At 61.4% G+C, this 23,577-nt stretch carries 19 protein-coding genes; 11 read left to right on the top strand and 8 right to left on the bottom strand.

Annotated features, from left to right (window positions below; translation table 11 throughout):
- The 3 genes from BLR20_RS14680 to BLR20_RS14670 form a co-directional block, all read right to left on the bottom strand.
- Entirely contained in the window at window positions 1–327 is a 327-nt protein-coding gene (locus tag BLR20_RS14680) for an antibiotic biosynthesis monooxygenase family protein (protein ID WP_032611543.1), read from the bottom strand.
- Window positions 324–1,046, bottom strand: a complete 723-nt coding sequence (locus BLR20_RS14675) for a CTP synthase C-terminal region-related (seleno)protein (protein ID WP_032611545.1) — start codon at window positions 1,044–1,046, stop codon at window positions 324–326. The genes BLR20_RS14680 and BLR20_RS14675 overlap by 4 nt, the downstream gene beginning before the upstream one ends.
- Before the next feature lie 109 nt (window positions 1,047–1,155).
- On the bottom strand, window positions 1,156–2,088 hold the full coding sequence (locus BLR20_RS14670; RefSeq protein ID WP_054992589.1) for a 2-hydroxyacid dehydrogenase: 933 nt from the start codon (window positions 2,086–2,088) through the stop codon (window positions 1,156–1,158).
- Window positions 2,089–2,359: 271 nt separating this feature from the next.
- On the opposite strand from BLR20_RS14670, the gene BLR20_RS14665 reads away from it, so the two are divergent.
- Complete coding sequence (locus tag BLR20_RS14665) at window positions 2,360–3,502, top strand: glycerophosphodiester phosphodiesterase (protein WP_010434970.1); 1,143 nt, start codon at window positions 2,360–2,362, stop codon at window positions 3,500–3,502.
- Between the two features lie 38 nt (window positions 3,503–3,540).
- Here BLR20_RS14665 and BLR20_RS14660 read toward each other — a convergent pair whose 3' ends face one another.
- Window positions 3,541–5,727, bottom strand: a complete 2,187-nt coding sequence (locus BLR20_RS14660) for a TonB-dependent receptor (RefSeq protein ID WP_054992588.1) — start codon at window positions 5,725–5,727, stop codon at window positions 3,541–3,543.
- Between the two features lie 292 nt (window positions 5,728–6,019).
- Here BLR20_RS14660 and pssA point away from each other — a divergent pair, with 292 nt between their 5' ends.
- Window positions 6,020–7,363 (top strand): CDP-diacylglycerol--serine O-phosphatidyltransferase, encoded by a 1,344-nt coding sequence (gene pssA, locus BLR20_RS14655; RefSeq protein ID WP_010434972.1) that lies wholly within the window; start codon window positions 6,020–6,022, stop codon window positions 7,361–7,363.
- An 85-nt stretch (window positions 7,364–7,448) separates the two neighbouring features.
- On the opposite strand, the gene ligD is transcribed toward pssA, so the two are convergent.
- Both ligD and ku read right to left on the bottom strand, forming a co-directional pair.
- Window positions 7,449–10,055 carry a DNA ligase D gene (gene ligD, locus BLR20_RS14650; protein WP_054992587.1) on the bottom strand — a complete coding sequence of 869 codons (2,607 nt, stop codon included), beginning with the start codon at window positions 10,053–10,055 and terminating at the stop codon, window positions 7,449–7,451.
- 20 nt (window positions 10,056–10,075) lie between these two features.
- On the bottom strand, window positions 10,076–10,981 hold the full coding sequence (gene ku, locus BLR20_RS14645) for a non-homologous end joining protein Ku (protein WP_054992586.1): 906 nt from the start codon (window positions 10,979–10,981) through the stop codon (window positions 10,076–10,078).
- 388 nt (window positions 10,982–11,369) lie between these two features.
- Here ku and ssuD point away from each other — a divergent pair, with 388 nt between their 5' ends.
- Together ssuD and BLR20_RS14635 are read left to right on the top strand one after the other, a co-directional pair.
- On the top strand, window positions 11,370–12,509 hold the full coding sequence (gene ssuD / locus BLR20_RS14640) for an FMNH2-dependent alkanesulfonate monooxygenase (RefSeq protein ID WP_003407645.1): 1,140 nt from the start codon (window positions 11,370–11,372) through the stop codon (window positions 12,507–12,509).
- Window positions 12,509–13,615, top strand: coding sequence for a sigma-54 interaction domain-containing protein (locus tag BLR20_RS14635; RefSeq protein WP_054992585.1), 1,107 nt, complete (start codon window positions 12,509–12,511; stop codon window positions 13,613–13,615). Before ssuD ends, BLR20_RS14635 begins: the two co-directional genes overlap by 1 nt.
- Before the next feature lie 621 nt (window positions 13,616–14,236).
- On the opposite strand, the gene BLR20_RS14625 is transcribed toward BLR20_RS14635, so the two are convergent.
- Both BLR20_RS14625 and BLR20_RS14620 read right to left on the bottom strand, forming a co-directional pair.
- The gene (locus BLR20_RS14625) at window positions 14,237–15,640 is read right to left on the bottom strand and encodes an FAD/NAD(P)-binding protein (RefSeq protein WP_054992621.1); all 1,404 of its coding nucleotides are present in this window, start codon (window positions 15,638–15,640) and stop codon (window positions 14,237–14,239) included.
- 41 nt (window positions 15,641–15,681) lie between these two features.
- Window positions 15,682–16,251 carry a helix-turn-helix domain-containing protein gene (locus BLR20_RS14620; RefSeq protein WP_054992622.1) on the bottom strand — a complete coding sequence of 190 codons (570 nt, stop codon included), beginning with the start codon at window positions 16,249–16,251 and terminating at the stop codon, window positions 15,682–15,684.
- 111 nt (window positions 16,252–16,362) lie between these two features.
- Here BLR20_RS14620 and BLR20_RS14615 point away from each other — a divergent pair, with 111 nt between their 5' ends.
- The 7 genes from BLR20_RS14615 (at window position 16,363) to BLR20_RS14585 (ending at window position 23,575) form a co-directional block, all read left to right on the top strand.
- The gene (locus tag BLR20_RS14615; RefSeq protein ID WP_010430738.1) at window positions 16,363–17,298 is read left to right on the top strand and encodes a DMT family transporter; all 936 of its coding nucleotides are present in this window, start codon (window positions 16,363–16,365) and stop codon (window positions 17,296–17,298) included.
- A 195-nt stretch (window positions 17,299–17,493) separates the two neighbouring features.
- Window positions 17,494–20,412 (top strand): monovalent cation/H+ antiporter subunit A, encoded by a 2,919-nt coding sequence (locus BLR20_RS14610; RefSeq protein ID WP_010430741.1) that lies wholly within the window; start codon window positions 17,494–17,496, stop codon window positions 20,410–20,412.
- Complete coding sequence (locus BLR20_RS14605; protein ID WP_002554068.1) at window positions 20,412–20,756, top strand: Na+/H+ antiporter subunit C; 345 nt, start codon at window positions 20,412–20,414, stop codon at window positions 20,754–20,756. The genes BLR20_RS14610 and BLR20_RS14605 overlap by 1 nt, the downstream gene beginning before the upstream one ends.
- Window positions 20,753–22,438 (top strand): monovalent cation/H+ antiporter subunit D, encoded by a 1,686-nt coding sequence (locus BLR20_RS14600; RefSeq protein WP_010430744.1) that lies wholly within the window; start codon window positions 20,753–20,755, stop codon window positions 22,436–22,438. The genes BLR20_RS14605 and BLR20_RS14600 overlap by 4 nt, the downstream gene beginning before the upstream one ends.
- The gene (locus tag BLR20_RS14595) at window positions 22,435–22,923 is read left to right on the top strand and encodes a Na+/H+ antiporter subunit E (protein WP_010430747.1); all 489 of its coding nucleotides are present in this window, start codon (window positions 22,435–22,437) and stop codon (window positions 22,921–22,923) included. Before BLR20_RS14600 ends, BLR20_RS14595 begins: the two co-directional genes overlap by 4 nt.
- On the top strand, window positions 22,920–23,198 hold the full coding sequence (locus tag BLR20_RS14590; RefSeq protein WP_002554071.1) for a K+/H+ antiporter subunit F: 279 nt from the start codon (window positions 22,920–22,922) through the stop codon (window positions 23,196–23,198). Before BLR20_RS14595 ends, BLR20_RS14590 begins: the two co-directional genes overlap by 4 nt.
- On the top strand, window positions 23,195–23,575 hold the full coding sequence (locus BLR20_RS14585; protein WP_010430751.1) for a Na+/H+ antiporter subunit G: 381 nt from the start codon (window positions 23,195–23,197) through the stop codon (window positions 23,573–23,575). The genes BLR20_RS14590 and BLR20_RS14585 overlap by 4 nt, the downstream gene beginning before the upstream one ends.
- The last annotated feature ends 2 nt before the right edge of the window (window positions 23,576–23,577 follow it).

Raw genomic sequence — 23,577 nt, 5'->3', positions numbered from 1 at the left:
CTACGCATCGAATGCGTAGTCACGCTCGACTCGGCAGATTCGCGTGGTAAACGCCTGATACCAGTGCGAACGCCCCTGCTCGCGGACCTCGGCATGATCGGCCTGCTGTTTCCAGGCGAGGATCGCGGCTTCGTCAGTCCAGTAGGACACGGTGATGCCCAGGCCGTCTTCGCCACGCGCCGACTCCACGCCCAGAAAGCCGGGCTGTTGTCGGGCCAGGCCGACCATGCGCTGCGCCGCCTCTGCATACGCCTGATCATCGTCAGGCGTGCGCAGCGAAGTGAACACCACGGCAAAGTAAGGCTTGGCAAACCGGGCGGCCATCATGCCGGCTTGCTCAGGCAGGCACGGACCAACGCGGCCACCACAGGAGGCGTTTGACCCTGCAGCGCAGCGCGCTCCGGCTGGAACAGTGTGGCGACATAGAACGGGTGCCCCTGTAACTCCATACAGCGCACTTCGCCCTCGGAACCGCGCCCGCTGACCTTCAGATGCTCGCCGAACAGCGCTGGCTCCAGCTCGCGGCGCAGGCCATAGCGGCAGTGGTAGCGCTCTTCGATATCGAGCCTGCCATAGGCTTGGGCAATCAGCGTGTCGGGTTGCAACTGGATCGCTGCCACCGATTCGACCAGTGAGCAACTGAGCGGCTCGATGATCACGTTTGCCGCGTCCGGCGCCGTTTCGCCATGTTCGGCGTCTGCCCAGCCCAACTGGTTGCGTGCGTACTCGACCAACGCGTGCTGAAAGCCCCCGCAGGTCCCCAGAAACGGCACCCGATGCTCGCGAGCGAAACGAATGGCCGTCAACGCGCCCTGCATGTCCAGATACGGACTGGCCGGCACGCACCACAGGCCGTCGAATCCGGCAAGTTGCGCACCGCTGCCGATCAGCGGCGTCGGCAACCATTCGAAGCCGACCGATACGTGATTGGCCTCCGCCGCCCTTTGCAAGGCCAATGGAATGGCCTGATGCGCGGGGACATCCGCATTGAAGTCCCCTACCAGACCGATCCGTATCCCGTTGCGCGTGTTATCTGCTTTGCCCATGTCCTGCTCCCTGTTTAATGTCGTACAGCCCGGGCGGACTATAAACAGGCAGCAAAATCAGCAGAATGGGCGTTACAGCAATGCCTCGCATGCAACGCTGCACGGTTGCTCATTCAGTCACAGGCGTCAGCACCGGTTGCCCGGCAAAAAACGCCAGCAGGTTATCGTTGACCATTTGCACACTGTCTCTCGAGGCCTCGGGGGACAGACCTGCCACGTGCGGTGTCAGCACCACATTGCCGAGGGTCTTGAACACGTCCGGCACCGTCGGTTCATCGTCGAACACGTCCAGCGCGGCTCCGGCAATCTGCTGATTCTGCAGTGCACTGACCAACGCCTGGGTATCCACCACGCTGGCGCGGGCAATGTTGACCAGAAACCCCTCAGGGCCCAGCGCTTCAAGCACCCCAGCGTCGATCAGGTGCTGCGTGCCGCTGCCACCGGGCGTGGCGATGACCAGAAAATCCGACGCGGCCGCCAGGGCCTGCGCCGTCGCATGCCAGGTGTAATCGCAGTCGCTGCGCGGTTTGCGGTTGTGGTAACCGATGGCGATGTCGAAGGCGGCAGCACGCCTGGCAATCGCCAGCCCCACTGCCCCCAGCCCGACGATCCCCAAGCGCTTGCCTGCCAGTGACGGGCGTACCACCTTGCGCCATTCGCTGCGTCGCACCGACGCATCGACCTGCGGAATGTCGCGTACCAACGACAGCAGCAACGCCAGCGTATGATCGGCCACGGTGGCGGCGTTGACGCCGGCACCATTGGTCACGACGATGCCCCGCGCCTGCGCGGCAGGCAGGTCGACCTTCTCGTAACCGGCGCCGCTTACGCAAATGATGCGCAGCTGCGGCAGTGCATCCATTTCCTCGGCGAAAAATCCCAGCGGCCCGCGGGTCACCACTGCATTGATGCTCTGCCCGTGCGTGGCAATCGCCTCGGCGCGCAGTTCGGCCGTCGGGGCGCGAATCAACTGATAACCGCTGCTTTCAAGAATCGGCAAATACGTGTCCAGGTTTTCGACCAGCACCAATACCGTTGTCATGCGCGCTCCCGCTCGATCAGCAAAACGCTGACCTTAACGCGACTCGACGCGCTTGTGCAGGGCTGCTGACGCTGGAACTGAAAAAAGCCTTCCCGAACGCGCCGGGCATTCATAAAGTGGACGCATTTTCCGGACAGACTAACCGGCAAGCAGACCTGGCAATCAGCAAGTGCGCTATCGTTGCGCGCAGCGGCGCGAGCAGTGCCGCTATGAGCTGGCGCGCAGGCTGCTCATAAAACAGGCTTTCTCAAAAACAAGGAAACACCCGCCCATGCAAGGATTTCCCACCACCCTGTTGAAAAAGACCCTTTTGGCTGCGGCTGTCATGTCAGGCCTGATGCTGTCGTCAGGCATGGCAGCGGCGGCGGACGCCCCAGGCAAGGTGCTGAGCGAGAAATACGGCCTGCCCTGGCCGGCTGTGATTGCCCATCGTGGTGCTTCGTTCGACGCGCCGGAAGAGACCATCCCGGCCTACACCTTGGCGCGCGATCTGGGCGCGGACTACCTGGAAATGGACATCCAGCGGACCAAGGACGGCGTGCTGATAGCACTGCACGATGACGTGCTCGAACGCACAACCAACATCGCACAAGTGTTCCCGACACGGGTGAAAGACCCGGTCAGCACGTTCACCCTGGCGGAGCTCAAGCAACTGGACGCCGGTTCGTGGTTCAACAAGGCTTACCCGGACAGGGCCCGCGACAGTTACAACGGGTTGCAGATCCTGACGCTGGATGAGGTCATCGACATCGCCGAGGGCGGCGCGAACAAGCCGGGGCTGTACATCGAGACCAAGGTGCCAAACAAGTTTCCCGGTGTCGAAGCCGACTTGAAAAAACTACTGGCCAAACGCGGCTGGCTCGACCAGCGCCCTGCGGCAGCGGCCGGCCATGTCAACGTCGCGCACATGCCGGGACGCGTGGTCCTGCAGACGTTCGAGAAGCAAAGCCTGGAACTGCTGCAGAAAGAAATGCCGAAAGTGCCCAAAGTCATGCTGTTGTGGATTGGCGAAGGCTCGATAGAGCCCAAGTCCAGCGTCGCGTTCAAGGACTCCGGAGCCAAGGACAAGGCCAGCTATTACGCGACACAGGAAGTCAAATCACCGCAGGAGTTCGAGCAGTGGATTGACTGGGCCAAGGCCCACGGCGCCATCGGCACCGGCCCTTCGTCGCAACTGGCCAAGGGTGGCGACCAGAGCTACATGGACCTGGTCAAACCCTGGATGAACAACCTGACCCACGAGAAAGGCATGGTGATCCACCCGTACACCGTGGACGACGCAGAGGACTTCAAGCGGATCAGCCATGATGGCGCGGATGGCTTCTTCACCAACCGCACCGCCGAACTGTTGAAGTTCTACGAGCGGCCAGCGAAAGAAAGCATTGAAACGATTCTGAAGCGTAACGGCTACTGATCCAGCGGCTGGCCGCATCCTGCGATGCGGCCAGTCAATCAGAAGTCGATAGTGCCCGACAGCTTGAGGGTACGCGGCTCGCCCTGAGTCAGGTAACCGCCATTGGCTGATGCCCAGTAATCCTTGTTCATCAGGTTCTCGACATTGGCACGCAGGGTCACGTCCTTCTGCGCAACGTTGAAGGTATAGCGTGCGCCCAGGTCGAAGCGGTTCCAGGTCGGGATGCTCTGGTTGTTGGCAGCATCGACATATTGCCCACCGGTGCGCAGCATGCGCGCATTGATGGCCGCACCTTCGATCCCGGGGATATCCCAATCGGCACCCGCGTTGAACTGGAAGGTCGGCACACCCACGGCGCGATTGCCGTCGTTGCTGCCGCCGGACGTGCCGCTCACCTCGGTATCCATCAGGGTCAGACCGGCCAGCAGACGCAGGCCGCTGACAGGCTCGCCAAACACGTTCATCTCCACGCCGCGGTTGCGCTGTTGACCATCACGAACATAACGCGACTCGGTGCCTTCCAGAACCTGGTAGCCGTCAGCCGGTTGCTCGATGCGGTACACGCCCAGGCTCGCGCCGAACGTGCCCATGTCCAGCTTGACGCCCGCCTCCACCTGTTTCGAACGCGACGGCGCAAAAACTTCGCCAGGGTTGATGGTGACTGTATCCGGAGCCGTTGGACCTTGCGCCAGACCTTCGATGCGGTTGGCGTAGAACGACACATATTGCCAAGGCTTGAATACCACCCCGTAGACCGGCGTGGTGATGGCTTCGTCGTACAGCGCATTGCGCGGGCCGCTGCCGTATTCATACCCCTGAACGCGCAGTTGCTGGCGACGCAGGCCTGCGGTCAGCAACAGGCGATCATCGAAAAAGCCCAATGTGTCGGAGAACGCGACGCTGCGCATGCGGCTCTTGCCGACAATGCCGGGATCATTCAGATCGCCTGCGGTGAAACTGTCGAGTGCCGGACGCTCCTGGGAAACAGGGTCGTAAAGGTTGTTGCTGGAGGTGCCGCCGAACAGATACGCACTGCGCTGTTCGGTCCAGATACCGGACAGGCCGACGTTGACCTTGTGACTGACCGCACCGGTCTGCAGCTTGCCGTTGATGCCGGCCATGGCGGTCTTGTTGTCTTCGTCGTGCGGGATAAAGGACGGTGCGGCCGTGGTGTTGCCTGCGGCATCGTGGACGGTTGGCGAGCCGTATATGCCGACCTCGCGGGTGTGCTTGGCGCCCACTGCGGCGTACAGCGTCCAGTCTTCGTTGAGGTCGTACTCGGCGCGGCTCATACCGAAGGTGTCTTCGGTTTCCGTCCAGGTCCAGTTCGGCGCGTAATTGGTGTCCGAGTCCGGGGCATGCGGCACGCTGGTCAGGGCGCTGTCGACAAACACCGTGTTGCGGCTCTGGTTGATGCGCTGCTTCTGGTAGGCAAAATCGCCGGACAGACGGAAGTTGTCACCTCGATAATCAAGCCCCAGCGCGAACAGCTTGCTGCGATGCTCTTCGTCCTCGACACCCGTCTCGCCTTCGCGCTGCGACAGGTTGAGACGCGCGCCGAAGCGATTGCCTTCGCCAAAGCGCTGCCCCAGATCGAGATGCTCGCCGATCCGACCGTCGGTGCTGATGTCGGTGGTAAAACGACGCGTCGGTGTGTCCTGCGCGCGCTTGGGCTGCAGGTTCACGCCGCCGCCAATCCCGGAACCGGTCGGGGTCACACCGTTGATAAAGGCGTTGGGACCCTTGAACACTTCAACGCGCTCCAGCGCATCGGTCGATATGATCTGGCGTGGCAGTACGCCGTAAAGGCCGTTGTAGGAAATATCATCGGTGGTCAGCTTGAGGCCACGAATGACGAAGATATGCGAAGCGTTGGCATAACCACTCGACTGACGCACCGATGCATCGTTGAGCAGTACGTCGCCGACGGTTTCGGCCTGCTGGTCCTCGATCAACTGTTCGGTGTAACTGGTCATGGTGAACGGTACATCCATGATGTCGGCATTGCCCAGAACACCCAGTTGCCCGCCGCGCGCCACCTGCCCACCGGCATAGACCGGCGGCAGCGCATGCGGGTCGGCCTTGTCGGCACTGATGTCGGTCTCGCCCAGCACCACAGGGCCGTCCTGCCGGGTAGCAGCCTCTGCAGCGGCCCAGGCCGGAGATCCAATGGAACAGCAAAACGCGAGCAACGTAAGGCGCATCGGGAACGATGGGGAGTTCATCAATAGGTCCTGAAGACAAGTTGAACGAGATCGGAAGCAACCGTCCTGGACATCACCGATCGGGGGATGCGAAATGATATCAGATGTTACTGGTAATGCTTATCATTTGTTTACGCATGAAAAGTGATAACCGCGCAACGCCAAACGCGTCGTTCCCGCGCTGCAGCGTGAGCAATCAGCGCGCATGGCGGCCCGTAGCGTTCCGCAATGCCTTGAAACAGGTTGGCGACAGCCACATGAGGGCGACTGTCGTGTAAGCTCACAGGCTATTGGTTTTCCCATCGAGAGGCCTATGCAGTCCACTTTCCGACGCTCGACCCTGGCAGCACTTCGCGGTTTTGCCGTGCAGAGCGATGCAATCTCCATTGTTCCTTCTGCCGCCGACTATCGACGCTGCCTGCTGGAAAGGATCGCCTCGGCCACCCGGCGCATCTATATCATTGCGCTGTACCTGCAACAGGATGAAGCCGGCCAGGAGATTCTCGACGCGCTGTACGCCGCCAAATCCGCGAGGCCGGAGCTGGATGTGGTGGTACTGGTCGACTGGTTCCGCGCGCAGCGCGGGCTGATCGGTGCCGGACGCCAGCCCGGCAACTCGACGTGGTATCAGGCGCAGAACCTCGAATACGATGAAGAAGTTCCGATCTACGGCGTGCCGGTGCAGACCCGAGAACTGTTCGGCGTGCTGCACCTCAAGGGCAGTGTGATCGACGACTGTGTGATCTACAGCGGCGCAAGCATCAACAACGTCTACCTGCACAAGCTCGACAAATATCGTCTGGACCGTTATCACCTGATCGAAAGCGCAGCACTGGCCGACGCCTTCCAGAATCTGGTGCAGCAAGAAATACTCTCCTCGCCGGCCGTGCACCGCCTCGATCTGCAATCGCCGCCCAGCTCACGCAGTTTGCGCAGCGAGATCCGCGCGTTTCGCGGCGACCTGAAACGCGCCGCCTACGACACCTCGGCGGGCGAAAAGGAAAACGGCGAAATGCGCGTCATTCCGCTGCTGGGCGTCGGACCGCGCAACAGTCTCAACCGCGCCATTTGTGACCTGATCGCGTCGAGCAAGATCCAGCTGACCATCTGCACGCCATACTTCAACCTGCCGGTCGCCGTCACCCGCGAGATCAATCGGGCGCTCAAGCGCGGCGTGCAGGTCGATATCATCATTGGCGACAAGACCGCCAACGACTTCTTCATAGATCCGGATGAGCCTTTCAAGGTGATCTCCGCCCTGCCCTATCTCTATGAGATCAGCCTGCGACGCTTTGCCCACAAGCATCAGAAGGCAATCGCCCAGCACCGCCTCAATGTGCATCTGTGGAAACACGGTGATAACACCTTCCACCTCAAGGGTATCTGGGTCGACCAGCGCTATACCCTGCTGACCGGCAACAACCTGAACCCGCGCGCCTTCAATCTGGACCTGGAAAACGCCTTGCTGATCGACGATCCGAAGGGCCAGTGGAGCGAGCCACGGGAAGCGGAAATCGCTCATTTGATGCGCAACACACAGCGCGTCAACCAGTACGACGAACTCGACACTCTGGCCAACTACCCGGAAGGCGTGCGCAAGTTTCTCAAGCGTGTCAGCCGCGTCCGGGTCGAGCGTCTGTTGTACCGGATTCTCTAAGCACTCAGCGTGCGGCCGGCATGTCGGTTATTGCCAGGCGTGCCGGCCACGCATCCCTTTGCAAACCCCGGACAGCGACCTTGCCTCAAGGCCGCTTCGCGCCCAGTTGTTTCCACATCTTCTGCGTGATTTTGCGCCGGTTGCTGTAGCCGGCCCACGGGTCGTCCTTGAGCCGCTTCAAACGCTGTTCAAGGTTGGTGATGTCCCACTGTGCCGAAGACTTAAGACCCGCCAGTTCATCCAGCGCGATCGGCACCGAGACCGGCAACCCTGGCCGGGCGCGTACTGAATAGGCGGTCACGGTGCTGCCGCCGCGGCTGTTGCGCAGGTAATCGATGAAGATTTTTCCGACGCGGTTTTTCGGTCCCATGGTGGCGGTGAAGCGCTCCGGCAACTGACGGCTGGCAAACTCGGCGATGGCCTTGGCGAACGCCTTCACGGTGTCCCAGTCTGCATGCCGCGCCAAGGGCACGATGATGTGCATGCCCTTGCCGCCGCTGGTCTTGAGGAACGCCTCCAGACCCAGCTCTTCCAGCACAGCGAGAACCATTTGCGTGGCCTCGATCATGCTGCGCCAGGGCAGTGCCGGATCGGGATCAAGGTCCAGCACGAAATGGTCCGGCGTTTCGATCCTGTCACGCGTCGCGCCCCAGGTATGCAGCTCGATGGCGCCCATTTGCGCAGCACCGACCAGTGCCGACACCGAATCTATTTCCATCAGCGCGGCATGCCCGGGGTCAAGGGCACGATCCAGTTGCCTGATGTGCGGGATCGCCAGGTGCTCGGCGTGTTTCTGGAAAAACTGCTCACCGTCGATACCCTCCGGACAGCGCAGCAGTGCCACGGGACGCTTATTCAGGTAGGGCAGAATCCAGTCGGCGATGGACTGGTAAAACTGCGCAAGCTCGATCTTGCGGGTGCCGGTCTTGCTGTCGATGACGCGGTCCGGATGACTGATCCCGGTGCCCGCCACATCAACTTTTCCCTGCGCGGCCTTTTTGCGCGCCTTGGGCGCTGCCGTTGCGGCTGGAGCCTGGCTGGCCACCTTGGCAGGCTGAGCGTCTTCACGCACCACGTCCTTGGCGTGCTTGTCGCTGCGCAGTCCGACAAAGGCGGCCTGGCGGACGATACCTTCACGGGTCCACTGGGCGAACTCGGCTTCGCAGACCAGTTGCGGCTTCACCCACTGCACGCCACGGGCCTGGGACGCGGTGAGTTTTCTGGCCAGCGGTGAATCCTTGCACTGCAATTTCTTCAGCTGTTTATGCAATTGCTCAAGGCTCACCTCAGTGAACCCGGTGCCGACCCGCCCGGCGTAGACCAACCCGTCCTCACCGGCATTGACCGCAAGCAACAGGGCCCCGAACGCCGAGCGGCTACCCTGCGGCGCCGTGTAGCCGACGACCACGAATTCCTGCCGCAAGCGGCATTTGAGCTTGATCCAGTCGGCATTGCGCTTGCTGACATACGCGCTGCCGGCACGCTTGCCGATGACCCCTTCCAGACCCATTGCCGCCGCACTCGCGACAATGTCCTGATGGCCCGCCTGAAAGGCATCCGAATAACGCAACAGGCGACTTTTCTGCGCGTCGAGGACTTGCTTCAAGGCGTCACGACGCTGCTCAAGCGGCACTTCACGCAGGTCTTCCGCGCTCAGAAACGGCATGTCGAACAGGTAATACAGAATGTCCTTGCTGTTCCCCGCGTCAAAGGCATTCTGCAGCCCCTGGAAGTCGGGCAGCCCCTGCTCGTCGAGAACCACCACTTCGCCATCGAACCAACTGTCGCGCAGCTTCATGCCCTTGAGCGCCTTGACCAGCTCCGGCAGTCGCTCGGTCCAGTCATGCCCGTTGCGAGTGAACAGACGCACATCGTCACCCTGAATACGGGTCAGCATGCGATAGCCATCGAATTTGATTTCGTACAGCCAGTCACCGGCTGGCGGCGCGTCTACCAGCGTTGCCAGTTGCGGCGAAAGCGTGTCCGGGAAAGCCGATTTCGCTTTCCTGCGCGTCGGCTTTGCAGCTGCCTTCGGCGCCTTTGATGCAGCAGGTGTCGCGGCCCTGGCTTTGCCGCTTGCAGCACTGGCCGCAGACTTTTTCGGAGTGCTGCGGTGCTTGCCCACATGAGCACCACTGATCACGCTTTGCGGCTGCTCATGGGTAATGTCGTACTCCGCAGCAGGTCGCGCGATGTCATCCTTTTCCTTGATCAGCAGCCACTGTTCCTTGCTGCCGCTGCCCTTGAGCCGGGTACGCACCAGCGCCCAGTCGCCGCTGAGCTTCTCGCCGACCAGGGTGAACTTGAGTTTGCCGTCCTCGTAGGTCTTTTGCGGATCACCATGCGGTTGCCAGACACCCCGGTCCCAGACAATCACATCACCTCCACCGTATTGACCCTGCGGGATACTCCCCTCGAAGTCGGCGTAGTCCAGCGGATGGTCTTCGACATGCACTGCCAGACGCTTTTGCGTGGGGTCCAGGCTCGGGCCCTTGGGCACGGCCCAGCTCTTCAGCGTGCCATCCAGCTCCAGTCGGAAGTCGTAGTGCAGGTTACGCGCGTCATGCTTCTGGATCACGAAACCGAGCGCACCGGGCTGCGATTTGCCTTTGCCCTTGCGTTTGCTTTCCGCAGGCTCGGACGTGATGTCGAAATTGCGCTTGCGGGTGTATTCACTGGCGGGCTTGGCCATCACCGGTCACTCCGTAGGGCTCAAGAGGCTTTGCTGGTTTTCTTGCGCGCGGCGGGCCGCTTGGGCCTGGGGCTGTCCTTGTCGGCCGGTTTTTCCTTCGCCGCAGGCTTGCTCGCCTTGCCTTTACTGGCACCGCCCTTGCCCGCCAGACTGCGCCGCAGCAGGTCGGTGAGGTCGATGACATCGGCACTCTTGCGTTCTTCCTCGGCCGGATCGGTCTCGACATCCTCGATCTCGCCTTCGTCTGCCTTGGTCTTGACCAAGTGCATGATCTTGTCCTGAAAGGTGTCGCGATACTGCTCAGGCTGCCAGTCAGCGCTCATGTCCTTGACCAGACGCTTGGCCATGTCACGTTCGCTTTTGTTCAACTTGGCATCGGTCACCGCATCGCTCAGTTCCAGTGTGTCCAGTTCACGCACGTCGGCAGGCCAGCGCAGGATCACCATCACCAGCGCCGATTCCAGCGGCATGACCGCCGCCAGGTGTTCACGGGTATGCAGCACGACATTGGCCAAGGCGACCTTTTTGGTGTCGACCAGGGTTTCGCGCAACAACGCGTAAACTTTCTCGCCGCGCTTGTCGGGGGTCAGGAAATAAGGCGTGTCGATGTTCTGCAAGGGGATCTGCTGGCTGTCGACGAAGGCGAATATGTCGATGGTCTGCGTCGATTTGGGGTGCGCAGAACGAATTTCCTCCTCGCTGAGCACCACATAGCGATCCTTCTCGTACGCCACACCCTTGACGATGTTTTCGCTGGTGACCTCCTTGCCGGTGACCTTGTTGATTCGCTTGTAGCCGACCGGGTCCATGCTGCGTTTGTCGAGCCAGTCAAAATCGACACTGGTCGACGTTGTCGCCGAGACCAGCGCGACCGGTATATGCACCAGCCCGAAGCTGATTGCGCCCTTCCAGATTGCCCTTGCCATGGTCTGACTCCTGTTGGTCCTGAAAAAGTGACAGGGCCGGTCGGAGAAAAGTTTCGGCAGCCTGACGAGCGCCGGGAAACCAGCCGAGCTGGAGACGTTTTTTACCCTGACAGCCAAACCGTCAGTACGTCGACGCTCGACAGATCAGGTGTCGGTACGGCTCCGCCCGACGCCAAAGCCTCGTATTCAAAGGGCTGCCCTGAAGGCTTTATCGAGGTTGCGACACTCATATGCATTTAGGATCTAAAAATATGGTTTAACGTTCTTTTGCGGAATAAAAAAGACGTTCTATAAATGGCCCCACCCCGAACGCTGCTGGTGAGGTGTCTGCCAACCGACAGCGGGTCCCGTCAGCTACCACCTGGCTGATTACTTCCAAGGATTTGTCATGAACGTTTTCTGGTTTCTTCCGACTCACGGCGATGGCCATTATCTGGGCACGACAAAGGGCGCACGTCCCGTCACCCTCAATTATTTGAAACAGGTAGCGCAGGCCGCCGATGACCTGGGTTATTACGGCGTATTGATTCCTACCGGTCGCTCCTGCGAGGACTCGTGGGTCATCGCCTCGGCGCTGGTACCGCTGACCGAGCGCCTGAGGTACCTGGTGGCGATCCGCCCTGGCATCATCTCGCCGACCGTCTCGGCACGCATGGCAGCCACGCTGGATCGCCTTTCCGGCGGCCGGCTGTTGATCAACGTGGTGACCGGTGGTGACCCGGACGAAAACCGTGGCGATGGCAGCTTTCTTGACCACAGCGAGCGTTATGAAGTCACCGACGAATTTCTGAAAATCTGGCGTCGCGTCCTGCAGGGCGAAGCGGTCGACTTCGAAGGCAAGCACTTGCGCGTGCAGAACGCCAAGGCGCTTTACCCGCCAATTCAAAAACCCTACCCGCCGCTGTACTTCGGTGGTTCCTCCGACGCGGCGCATGACCTTGCGGCCGATCAGGTGGACGTGTACCTGACTTGGGGCGAGCCACCGGCAGCCGTGGCGCAGAAGCTCGCCGATGTCCGTGAGCGGGCAGCGCGCAAGGGACGTACCGTGAAGTTCGGCATTCGCCTGCACGTCATCGTCCGCGAAACCAGCGAGGAAGCCTGGAAAGCTGCCAGCACGCTGATCGAACACATCAGCGATGACACCATTGCTGCGGCGCAGAAATCCTTTTCGCGTTTTGATTCCGAAGGCCAGCGGCGCATGGCAGCGCTGCATGACGGGCGCCGCGACAACCTGGAGATCGCGCCTAACCTGTGGGCCGGTGTCGGACTGGTACGTGGTGGTGCAGGCACGGCGCTGGTCGGCAATCCCGAAGAAGTCGCGGCACGCATCAAGGAATACGCCGACCTGGGCATCGAGAGCTTCATTTTCTCGGGTTACCCGCATCTGGAGGAAGCTTATCGCTTCGCCGAACTGGTCTTCCCGCTGCTGCCTGAGCCTTACGCCAGCCTCGCCGGGCGCGGCATCACCAACCTGACGGGCCCGTTCGGCGAAATGATCGCCAACGATCTGCCCCCGCAGGCCAAGTGATGTCCGGGCAACTGCTGACCTTACCGCACTCGCCTGCACTGGCCACCTCGATCAGGGCCACTGCGCAGGTGTTCGAAGATCCCAAGTCCCGAGCCTTGCTCGCTCACGTGCGCCAGGTCGCGCCCAGCGATGCCAGCGTGCTGATCATTGGCGAGACCGGCACCGGCAAGGAACTGGTCGCCCGTCACGTCCACGAACTGAGCGCCCGCCGCGACAAACCGTTCGTGGCGGTCAACTGCGGCGCGTTCTCCGAGAACCTGATCGAGGCCGAGTTGTTCGGCCACGAAAAAGGCGCGTTTACCGGAGCGATCAGCGCCAAGGCGGGCTGGTTTGAGGAGGCCAACGGCGGCACGCTGTTTCTCGATGAGATCGGCGACCTGCCGATGACCCTGCAGGTCAAATTGCTGCGCGTGCTTCAGGAGCGTGAAGTGGTACGTCTGGGCTCGCGCAAGAGTGTGCCGATTGACGTGCGCGTCCTCGCGGCGACCAACGTGCAGCTGGAAAAGGCCATCAACGCCGGGCATTTTCGTGAAGACCTTTATTACCGGCTCGACGTGGTCAATCTGGAATTGAGCCCGCTGCGCGACCGGCCGGGCGATATCCTGCCCCTGGCCCGGCACTTCATAGAGGTCTACAGCCAGCGGCTGCGGCATGGTCCGGTACGGATCAGCCCCGAAGCCGAGCACAAGCTCAAGACCTACAGTTGGCCGGGCAATATTCGCGAGCTGGAAAACGTCATCCATCACACCCTGCTGGTGTGCCGTGAAGGCGTCATTCAGCGTGATGACCTGCGCATGTCCAACCTCAGAATCGAGCGTCAGGATGAACAGAACCCGTCCGACGAATCAGCCGAGCAACTGCTCAACCGGGCGTTTCAAAAGCTGTTTGAAGAACAGGCCGGTGCCTTGCACGAGAAGGTCGAAGACACCTTGCTCAGAACCGCCTATCGCTTCTGCCACCACAACCAGGTGCACACCGCCAGCCTGCTGGGCCTGACCCGCAACGTCACGCGCACACGTCTGATCAAGATTGGCGAGCTGGCAGTCAACAAACGCAGACCGGGTGAAAACCTCCAGGGCGACCGCATGCTGCACCTGTCGGTGTGAAGCGCAGAGCAGATGACGCAGAGCGTCACGAAAAGGCATTCCCACGCTGGAGCGTGAGGAACGATCGCTGTCCGCACGCTGCCAGCGAAGTGCTTTTCGAGCACGATGGTACCGACGACGCAGAGTGCGACGTAAGTGACGGCTGAGTCCTGGCGCTGATCCGGGGGTAGCCTGGCAGGACGCCAGGCTAGCCGCACCGGGCCATGGATGGCCCGTTGCGGCGCCCCCCGGATCAGTGACAGGGCGAAGGAACCCGACGAAGTCGGGCCGGAAACGGAGCTTGGGGCTTTGCTTACTTTGGCCCCATCAAAGTAAGTCGCCGAGGGGCGAAAAGGTGACCTGAGTCGACCCCCAATCTACCTGACATCACAGAACCACTGTGTGACGCAGAGCGTCACGAACTGCATTCCCACGCTGGAGCGTGGGGAACGATTGCTGTCCGGAAGAACACTATCGTACCCATGCTGCGCTACGCCGAGAGCTGACGCGGCGCGCCACGAACTGCATTCCCACGCTGGAGCGTGAGGAACGATCGGCGTCCGGCAGAACACCATCGTGCCCATGATCCGCGTGGGTATGCCGTTCCGGACGCTCTGCGTCCTCTTCTGAGCGCGCGGCGCTTTATGACAAATGCATCGCCAGCGCCTTGGCCTGAATCGCCACGTCGGTGACTGCGGTACTTTCCCACCACATGCCCCGCAATGGCGGGCCCATGGCGAACAGGCGCGCCGAGTACTGACCCTGTGCGTCGAGCACTGCGCCAGTGGCGTCGGCGGCGATACCGAGTGCAAGCGGGCCAGGCTGGATCAGCCCGCGCGTCAGCAACTGCCGAGGCAACGGGCGATCCACGCGCCGCCAGTCGTACTCGATACCGGTGGAGTTGATCAACGCATCGCCGGTGACCTGCGTCGGCTGACTCTCACCACGCCGACGAACACTGATCTGTACCTGACCTGACGGCAGGCTTGCCACGCCCTGCAACGAGGCCGCATCAATGCTCAGCCGTCCTTGCCTGATCAGCCGCGCCAGCAGCGCAGCGCTCGGTGGCGGGGAACGATGGTGGTGGCTCTCCCACCACGGCCGGACATGACGGACGAACTGGCGGCGCTGCTGGTCGCTGGCCTGATTCCACAGCCTGCCGACGTTGGCGCGCACGGTGTCCAGCGGAGCCTGCCAGTCAATACCACTTTCGATGGCCAGCTCGCACTGTTCACGCACTTTGCGCACCAGTTGCCGAGTGCTGCGGATACTCGGATCCTGACCCAGGAAATCAGACCATTCCGGCGGCTGACGCCGGACATGCGGCAGCAGGCCGTGCCGGGAAAAAATCTGAATGGCACCGCGATGCCCGGCCGTTTCCAGCGAGACCAGCGCATCGACCATAGTCAGACCAGAGCCGATGATCAGCACCCTCGACTGCGGATCAAGCTTTCTCATCACCGCCACATCCCAGGGATCCAGCGCTGCCGTGTTCAGCTCGTTCGAATCACGTCGCGGAGTACGTGAAGCCGCGTACATGCCGGTCGCCAGCACGGCGCGGCTGCCGCGCAGCATACGACCGTCAGCCAGCGAGACACTGACGCCACCTTCATGGACCTGAAGGTCAACCGCCTCGCCAGGCACATGCACGGCGGTCGAGCCAAAAGCTTCACCAGCACTTCGGGCTTCACGCAATCGCTGCTGAACATAAAGCCCGAACACACCACGCGGCGGAAACAGTTCGGCGACCGGCACCCTCTGCCCGGCAGCTTCAGGCCAGCCCCCGGCGGCCAGATAGTCGCTCAGCCACTGAGTGAGGTCATCCGGGTTATCCGGATCGACGCTCATCCGTGCAGCGTTGCCATTGAGCGTGTGGCCCGGCTCCGTCGCACTGTAGGCCTCGCCCCGGCCGAGTTCGCTGCGGGTTTCGATAATCAGGATTCGGCGCTGGCCCGGCCTGCGCAGCAGTTGCGCCGCCAGCATGGTGCCGCTCAGACCGCCGCCGATGATCAGAATGTCAGCCGTCTGGTTGGAATCTTCGGTCATCGAACAGCGCCTCGGTCGGGTTGCGATAAAGAATCGGAAGGTCAGAGCACGACATTGCGCACAAATCGCAGGGGCACATCGGCGTCGTTGCAATAGCGGTGCGGCTGATTGCTGGGGAACATGAAGAACTCGCCCGCAGCCACCTGCTGAATGGCTGCAGGTTCGGACAAGCGCAACGTCAGATGCCCTTCGACGACGTAGACCTGTTCACTCCAGCCATCGGGATCGGCTTCCGAGATATAGGCGTCCCCAGGCTGCAGACAGAACTCCCACAACTCCACCTCGCGCCGGGCAACAGCCCTGGCCAGCAAAACCGCCTTGCTGCCCGCGATCGTACCTGCCCATGCCAGCTCGTTGATACGGCTGTAATCACGATTTTCAGGTGCCTGGATCAGGTCGCTGAACGCCACTTGCAGGGCTTCGGCCACACGATCAAGGGTCGCCAGACTGACGTTTTTCTCGCCGGCCTCGATAGCGACCAGCATGCGTCGGCTGACCCCCGACTTTTCCGCCAGAGCCGTCTGACTGAGGTCCGCACTGTTGCGCAGACGCCGCACGTTCTGGCTGACGTGCTGCAGCACCGGAGGGCGCTGAGAATTTTCTTTGTGCATGCTGGTGCTCACATCAAACCGTTGCGCATTATACTGCCCAGCCCAGGAACACTGTCAGAGTGTTCAGCCTCTCATCGCGCGCATGGCAATTAACAGGAATCCGGAGCTGACATGAAGTCTATCAGCCGCATACCCCGCATCAGCAAGGCAGAAGCCGTACTGATTCTGATCACCATGCTCTGGGGAGGCACCTTTCTGCTGGTCCAGCACGCGATGACCGTCAGCGGGCCGATGTTCTTCGTCGGCCTGCGCTTCGCCGCCGCAGCGCTTATCGTAGCGTTGTTTTCAATGAAGGTGCTGCGCGGTCTTACCATTCTCGAGCTCAAGGCCGGCGCCTTCATCGGCATCGCAATCATGCTCGGTTACGGTCTGCAGACCATCGGACTGCAGACCATTCCCAGCAGCCAGTCCGCGTTCATCACGGCGCTCTACGTGCCCTGCGTGCCGTTGTTGCAATGGCTGGTACTCGGCAGGCGGCCAGGGTTGATGCCGACACTGGGCATCGTCCTCGCCTTCACCGGGCTGATGCTGGTAGCCGGGCCGCAAGGCGCATCCCTGCAACTCAGTTCCGGCGAAATCGTGACGCTGATCAGCGCGGTGGCCATCGCCGCCGAGATCATCATGATCAGTGCCTATGCCGGTGAGGTCGATGTGCGGCGAGTCACGGTGGTGCAACTGGCGACCGCCTCGGCGCTGGCATTTCTGATGATCGTTCCCACCCAGGAACACTTGCCGGATTTTTCCTGGCTGCTGGTGCTCAGTGCTGTGGGACTTGGGGCCATGAGTGCGGTGATCCAGATCGCCATGAACTGGGCGCAGAAAAGTGTTTCGCCTACCCGCGCCACCGTTATTTATGCGGGTGAACCGGTCTGGGCCGGGATTGTCGGAAGACTCGCCGGTGAACGTTTGCCGGGTATCGCCCTGCTGGGCGCGGCATTGATTGTGGCCGGGGTGATCGTCAGCGAAATGAAGCGGCGTTCTGCGCCTGATGAACAGAACATTGTCGACGAAGAGGAAGAACAACAAGGCATGCGCAAAGCTGAATGAACAGTGGGTATCGCAGGCCGTGAAACACCTCGTTTCTTCAAAACTATTTCAACGACCTGTCGCTGTATCCGGAAGCAATTATTTACTGAATTAAAAAATCAGACACTTTTTGTAGGAAATTTCGGAAACCGTCCCTTTGGTATCGGGGTGTCTGGCACGTATGATGCTTGACATTCCCCTGCAGATTAGAAGCCTATGTCCCTGATAGTTCTACTGCTTCTGCCTTTCATCGGCAGCTGTCTAGCGGCCTTTTTGCCGCACAACGCGCGTAACGCAGAATCGTTTCTGGCCGGTCTGATCGCCCTCATCGGCGCTGTGCAGATGGCCTTGTGGTTCCCGCAGATCGCCGACGGCGGCGTGATTCGCGAAGAGTATTTCTGGCTGCCTAGCCTGGGCATGAATTTCGTTCTGCGCATCGACGGCTTCGCCTGGCTGTTCTCCATGCTGGTGCTGGGCATCGGTGCGCTGGTCTCGCTGTACGCACGCTACTACATGTCGCCGGACGATCCGGTGCCGCGCTTCTTTGCGTTTTTCCTGGCATTCATGGGCGCCATGCTCGGACTGGTGATGTCCGGCAACCTGATTCAGATCGTGTTTTTCTGGGAACTGACCAGCCTGTTCTCGTTCCTGCTGATCGGCTACTGGCACCATCGGGCCGATGCACGGCGTGGCGCTTACATGGCGCTGATGGTCACCGGCGCGGGCGGTCTGGCGCTGCTGGCAGGCATGATGATCCTCGGCCATGTGGCCGGCAGTTATGACCTGGATCGTGTACTGGCCTCCGGCGACGCGATTCGCGCGCATGCCCTGTATCCGGTGTTACTGACCCTGATTCTGATCGGCGCACTGACCAAGAGCGCCCAGTTCCCGTTCCATTTCTGGTTGCCGCACGCTATGGCGGCCCCCACACCGGTGTCGGCGTATCTGCACTCGGCGACCATGGTCAAGGCCGGGGTGTTTCTCATGGCGCGCATGTGGCCGGCGCTCTCCGGCACCGAGCAATGGTTCTGGATCGTCAGTGGCGCGGGTGCCTGCACGCTGATTCTCGGCGCTTACGCGGCCATCTTCCAGAATGATCTCAAGGGCCTGCTGGCCTATTCGACCATCAGCCACCTGGGCCTGATCACCCTGCTGCTCGGTCTCAACAGCCCGCTGGCTGCAGTGGCTGCGGTGTTCCACATTCTCAACCACGCCACCTTCAAGGCGTCGCTGTTCATGGCCGCCGGCATCATCGACCATGAGAGCGGGACCCGCGACATCCGGCGTCTCAGTGGCTTGGTAAGGCTGCTGCCCTACACCGCGACACTGGCGATGGTCGCCAGCGCGTCGATGGCGGGCGTACCGCTGCTCAACGGCTTCCTGTCCAAGGAAATGTTCTTCGCCGAAACCGTGTTCATTTCCGCCACAGCCTGGGTCGAGATTGCCTTGCCGGTGATCGCGACCATCGCCGGGATCTTCAGCGTTGCCTATTCACTGCGCTTCACGGTCGATGTGTTTTTTGGTCCGGCGGCCAAGGATCTTCCGCACTTGCCGCACGAACCGCCGCGCTGGATGCGTGCGCCGGTGGAACTGCTGGTCCTGACGTGTCTGGTGGTGGGGATTTTCCCGGCGCAATCGGTCGCCCCGTTGCTCGCCGCCGCTGCGCGTCCGGTGGTCGGCGGAACACTGCCCGAATACAGCCTGGCGATCTGGCACGGCTGGAACCTGCCGATGGTCATGAGCCTGGTGGCGATGGCGGGCGGTATCATCCTGTATCTGTTGCTGCGCAAGCCGCTCAAGCACGAGCGCATCACCGCCCCGCCACTGGTGGGACGCCTCAATGGCAAGCGCTTTTTCGAGCGCAGCCAGGTGGTGATGATGCACTGGGCGCGCCGTTTTGAACGCAAGGTCAGCACTCGCCGCCTGCAGCCACAACTGTTTTTACTGGTGCTCGCGGCCGTATTGGGCGGCTTCATTCCGATGTATTTCAGCGGCCTGACCTGGGGCGACCGGCCGAAGATTCCGGGCTCCGGGGTGTTTGTCACGTTATGGCTCATCGCGATTGCCTGCGCCATAGGCGCGGCATGGCAAGGTAAATATCACCGTCTGGCAGCACTGGTCATGGTCAGCGTCTGCGGGCTGATGACCTGCATCACCTTCGTCTGGTTCTCGGCCCCCGATCTGGCGCTGACGCAACTGGTCGTGGAAGTAGTGACCACCGTGCTGATCCTGCTCGGCCTGCGCTGGCTGCCGCGACGCAATGAAGACGTCGCTCCGCTCAGTGCACGCTTGCGTGCCCGCACCCGGCGCATACGCGACTTCGGCCTGGCGGTGCTCGTGGGTCTGGGCATGGCGATACTCTCCTACGCCATGCTGACCCGCCAGACGCCCAACGCCATCTCGTCCTTCTACCTGAGTCGCGCACTGCCCCAGGGCGGCGGCACCAACGTGGTCAACGTGATGCTGGTGGATTTCCGCGGCTTCGATACGTTTGGCGAGATCACTGTGCTGGCAGCGGTTGCCATGACCGTGTTCGCCCTGTTGCGACGCTTCCGTCCACCGAAGGAAAGCATCCTGCTGCCAGCACAGCAGCGCCTGCTGGCCCGTGATGTGGTGACGGATCTGGTCAACCCGCGCAGCGCCAGCGATACCGCACTCGGTTTCATGATGGTCCCGGCAGCGTTGGTTCGATTGCTGCTGCCGATCGCCTTCATCATCTCGATGTACCTGTTCGTTCGCGGCCACAACCAGCCCGGCGGCGGGTTTGTTGCTGGCCTGGTGATGTCGGTGGCGTTCATCCTGCAATACATGGTGGCAGGCACCCAGTGGGTCGAGGCGCAAATGAGCCTGCGTCCGCTACGCTGGATGGGCACAGGCCTGTTGTGCGCGGTTCTGACCGGCGCGGGCTCGATGGTGCTGGGTTATCCGTTCATGACCACCCACACCGCCCATGTCGATTTGCCGATCCTGGGTGATATCCACATCGCCAGCGCGCTGTTCTTCGATGTCGGCGTCTACGCCGTGGTGGTCGGGTCGACGCTGTTGATCCTCACCGCACTGGCTCACCAGTCGGTGCGCAGCCATCGGCCGACGCAGTTGCCCAAGCCTGTCGCCAACCCGCAAGGAATCCTCTGATGGAAGAAGTCATTGCAATCGCCATCGGCGTGCTGGCCGCCTCGGGCGTCTGGCTGATACTGAGGCCACGTACCTTTCAGGTGGTCATGGGGCTGTGCCTGCTGTCATACGGGGTCAACCTGTTCATCTTCAGCATGGGCAGCCTGTTCATCGGCAGGGAGCCGATCATCAAGGACGGCATTCCCCAGGACCTGCTCAATTACACTGACCCGTTGCCACAGGCACTGGTGCTGACCGCGATTGTCATCAGCTTCGCCATGACTGCGCTGTTTCTGGTGGTATTGCTCGCCTCCAGAGGCCTGACCGGCACCGACCATGTAGATGGCCGGGAGCCCAAGGCATGAGCTGGATGAACCAACTGATCATCGCGCCCATCCTGCTGCCGCTGCTGACTGCGGGGCTGATGCTCTGGCTGGGCGAAAAGCATCGGCCGCTCAAGGGGCGTATCAATCTGTTTTCCAGCATCCTCGGGCTGGGCATTTCCGTGGTGCTGTTTCTCTGGGTACAACACAGTGGTAGCAGCGGCTCGATCGGTGTCTATCTTCCGGGCAACTGGGGCGTACCGTTCGGCATCGTGCTGGTGGTGGACCACCTGTCGGCGATGATGCTGGTACTGACCGGAATTGTCGGTGTCTGCGCCCTGCTGTTCGCCCTGGCTCGCTGGGACAGGGCCGGGGCCAGCTTCCACGCGCTGTTTCAGATCCAGCTCATGGGGCTGTATGGCGCGTTCCTGACTGCTGACCTGTTCAACCTGTTCGTGTTCTTCGAAGTGCTGCTCGCGGCGTCCTACGGCCTGATGTTGCACGGCTCCGGCCGGGCACGAGTGTCCACGGGCCTGCATTACATTTCGATCAACCTGCTGGCTTCGTCGCTGTTTCTGATTGGTGCCGCGTTGATTTACGGGGTGACCGGCACGCTGAACTTCGCCGACCTGGCAATCAAGATCCCGCAGGTGGCGGAGTCCGATCTGGGCTTGCTGCATGCCGGGGCTGCGATTCTGGCCACGGCCTTTCTGGCCAAGGCTGGCATGTGGCCGCTGAACTTCTGGCTGGTCCCCGCCTACTCGGCAGCGAGTGCGCCGGTGGCAGCGATGTTTGCGATCATGACCAAGGTGGGGGTCTACACCCTGTTGCGTCTGTGGACACTGCTGTTTTCCGGTCAGGCCGGTGCATCGGCCTTCTTCGGCGGCGACTGGCTGATCTACGGCGGCATGGCGACGATTTTCACCGCGGCCATAGCGATCATCGCCGCCCAGCGCCTGGAACGCCTCGCCAGCCTGAGCATACTGGTGTCCGCAGGCATTCTGCTGTCCGCCGTCGGTTTCGCCCAGCCGAGCCTGACCTCGGGCGCGCTGTTTTATATGGTCAGTTCGACGCTGGCATTGAGCGCTATGTTCCTGCTGGGCGAACTGATCGAACGCTCCCGCTCGGCCAACGAGATCCCCCTGGAATACGACGTGGATCAACTGCCTCGTACCCTGGAGTCTTTGCATCCGCCGCCCGGCGCCAACCTGGACGACGAACAGAAGGTGGTGGTCGGTCAGGTCATTCCCATGACCATGGCTTTTCTGGGCCTGAGCTTCATTGCCTGCGCCTTGCTGATCATCGGCATGCCACCGCTCTCGGGATTCATCGGCAAGCTCACATTGATCAGCGCCCTGATGAACCCGCTGGGTCTGGACGTCGCTAAAGATGAGGCGCTTTCCACTCAGGCATGGATGCTGATCGGTCTGCTGATCTTTTCCGGGCTGGCATCACTGATCGCTTTTTCAAGGCTCGGTACGCAACGTTTCTGGACACCACACGAGCGTCCTTCGCCGATGCTGCGACGCAACGAATGCCTGCCGATCATCATTCTTCTGGGTCTGTGCATCGCGCTGACCTTCAAGGCCGAGCCGTTGTTGCGCTACACCCAGGACACCGCTGCAGCGCTGCATGAGCCCAAACAGTATGTGCAGTCAGTGCTCGCCACACGCCCGATACCCGGCCCCACCAGTCAGGAAGTAGACCAGGAGGAACGGCCATGAAGCGCCTGTTTCCCGCCCCGCTCCTGTCGCTGGCACTCTGGCTGCTGTGGCTGGTATTGAACCTGTCGATCAGCCCCGGTCACCTGCTGCTGGGCGCGGTACTGGGTTTTCTCGCGCCGTTGTTGATGGCTCCGTTGCGCCCGCTGCCGGTACGTATTCGCAAACCCGGCACGATCCTGAAATTTCTATGGTTGGTGGGAATCGATGTGGTGGTCTCCAACGTGCAGGTGGGCCTGAGCGTCTGGCGGCTTGAAAAACGCCCGCCACGTTCGGCCTTCGTGCGCATTCCACTGGAGCTGCACGACGCCCACGGCCTCGCCGCGCTGGCGATGGTCACCACGGTAATACCCGGAACGGTATGGTCGGAGCTGGCACTGGATCGCAGCGTGTTGCTGATGCATGTCTTCGATCTGGAGGACGAGGCACAGTTCATCGAGCACTTCAAAACCACCTATGAGCGACCGTTGATGGAGATCTTTCAATGAGTGCATTGCTCGACAACGCCATCCTGATCAGCCTGCTGATCTTCGCCCTGGCGATGGTGATCACCCTGCTGCGCCTGCTCAAGGGGCCTTCAGCCCAGGACCGGGTGCTGGCGCTGGACTATCTGTACATCATTGCCATGCTGATGATGCTGGTGCTTGGCATTCGCTACGCCAGTGACACGTATTTCGAAGCGGCCATGCTGATTGCCCTGTTCGGCTTCGTCGGCTCGTTCGCTCTGGCCAAGTTCCTGCTGCGCGGAGAAGTGATCGAATGACCGGACTGCCGAATACAGTACCTTTCTGGGTGGAAATACTGACCGCCGGGCTGCTGATCGCCAGCAGCCTGTTCGCCTTGACCGGCGCGCTCGGGCTGCTGCGCCTCAAGGACTTTTTCCAGCGCATGCACCCGCCTGCCCTGGCGTCGACGCTGGGCGCCTGGTGCGTTGCGCTGGCGTCGATCATCTATTTCTCGGCGCTGAAGTCGGAACCGGTGATCCACGCCTGGCTGATCCCGGTATTGCTGGCGATCACGGTACCGGTGACGACCCTGTTGCTGGCGCGCACGGCGCTGTTCCGCAAGCGCATGGCCGGTGATGACGTGCCCGCGGAAGTCAGCAGCGGTACCGGCAACGGAGAATCGGCAGGCGGCTGAGT

Origin of the sequence: Pseudomonas congelans (assembly GCF_900103225.1) — a bacterium.
GTDB lineage: Bacteria > Pseudomonadota > Gammaproteobacteria > Pseudomonadales > Pseudomonadaceae > Aquipseudomonas > Aquipseudomonas congelans.
This window is presented reverse-complemented; position numbering and strand designations above follow the sequence as displayed.

Bases quoted from the DNA above. Each gene is read 5' to 3' on its own strand.
- BLR20_RS14635 (WP_054992585.1), top strand. From the start codon at position 12,509: ATGTCCGGGCAACTGCTGACCTTACCGCACTCGCCTGCACTGGCCACC.
- BLR20_RS14605 (WP_002554068.1), top strand. From the start codon at position 20,412: ATGGAAGAAGTCATTGCAATCGCCATCGGCGTGCTGGCCGCCTCGGGC.
- BLR20_RS14590 (WP_002554071.1), top strand. From the start codon at position 22,920: ATGAGTGCATTGCTCGACAACGCCATCCTGATCAGCCTGCTGATCTTC.
- BLR20_RS14675 (WP_032611545.1), bottom strand. From the start codon at position 1,046: ATGGGCAAAGCAGATAACACGCGCAACGGGATACGGATCGGTCTGGTA.
- BLR20_RS14680 (WP_032611543.1), bottom strand. From the start codon at position 327: ATGATGGCCGCCCGGTTTGCCAAGCCTTACTTTGCCGTGGTGTTCACT.
- BLR20_RS14585 (WP_010430751.1), top strand. From the start codon at position 23,195: ATGACCGGACTGCCGAATACAGTACCTTTCTGGGTGGAAATACTGACC.
- ku (WP_054992586.1), bottom strand. From the start codon at position 10,981: ATGGCAAGGGCAATCTGGAAGGGCGCAATCAGCTTCGGGCTGGTGCAT.
- ligD (WP_054992587.1), bottom strand. From the start codon at position 10,055: ATGGCCAAGCCCGCCAGTGAATACACCCGCAAGCGCAATTTCGACATC.
- BLR20_RS14665 (WP_010434970.1), top strand. From the start codon at position 2,360: ATGCAAGGATTTCCCACCACCCTGTTGAAAAAGACCCTTTTGGCTGCG.
- BLR20_RS14625 (WP_054992621.1), bottom strand. From the start codon at position 15,640: ATGACCGAAGATTCCAACCAGACGGCTGACATTCTGATCATCGGCGGC.
- BLR20_RS14660 (WP_054992588.1), bottom strand. From the start codon at position 5,727: ATGAACTCCCCATCGTTCCCGATGCGCCTTACGTTGCTCGCGTTTTGC.
- ssuD (WP_003407645.1), top strand. From the start codon at position 11,370: ATGAACGTTTTCTGGTTTCTTCCGACTCACGGCGATGGCCATTATCTG.
- BLR20_RS14615 (WP_010430738.1), top strand. From the start codon at position 16,363: ATGAAGTCTATCAGCCGCATACCCCGCATCAGCAAGGCAGAAGCCGTA.
- pssA (WP_010434972.1), top strand. From the start codon at position 6,020: ATGCAGTCCACTTTCCGACGCTCGACCCTGGCAGCACTTCGCGGTTTT.
- BLR20_RS14620 (WP_054992622.1), bottom strand. From the start codon at position 16,251: ATGCACAAAGAAAATTCTCAGCGCCCTCCGGTGCTGCAGCACGTCAGC.
- BLR20_RS14610 (WP_010430741.1), top strand. From the start codon at position 17,494: ATGTCCCTGATAGTTCTACTGCTTCTGCCTTTCATCGGCAGCTGTCTA.
- BLR20_RS14595 (WP_010430747.1), top strand. From the start codon at position 22,435: ATGAAGCGCCTGTTTCCCGCCCCGCTCCTGTCGCTGGCACTCTGGCTG.
- BLR20_RS14600 (WP_010430744.1), top strand. From the start codon at position 20,753: ATGAGCTGGATGAACCAACTGATCATCGCGCCCATCCTGCTGCCGCTG.
- BLR20_RS14670 (WP_054992589.1), bottom strand. From the start codon at position 2,088: ATGACAACGGTATTGGTGCTGGTCGAAAACCTGGACACGTATTTGCCG.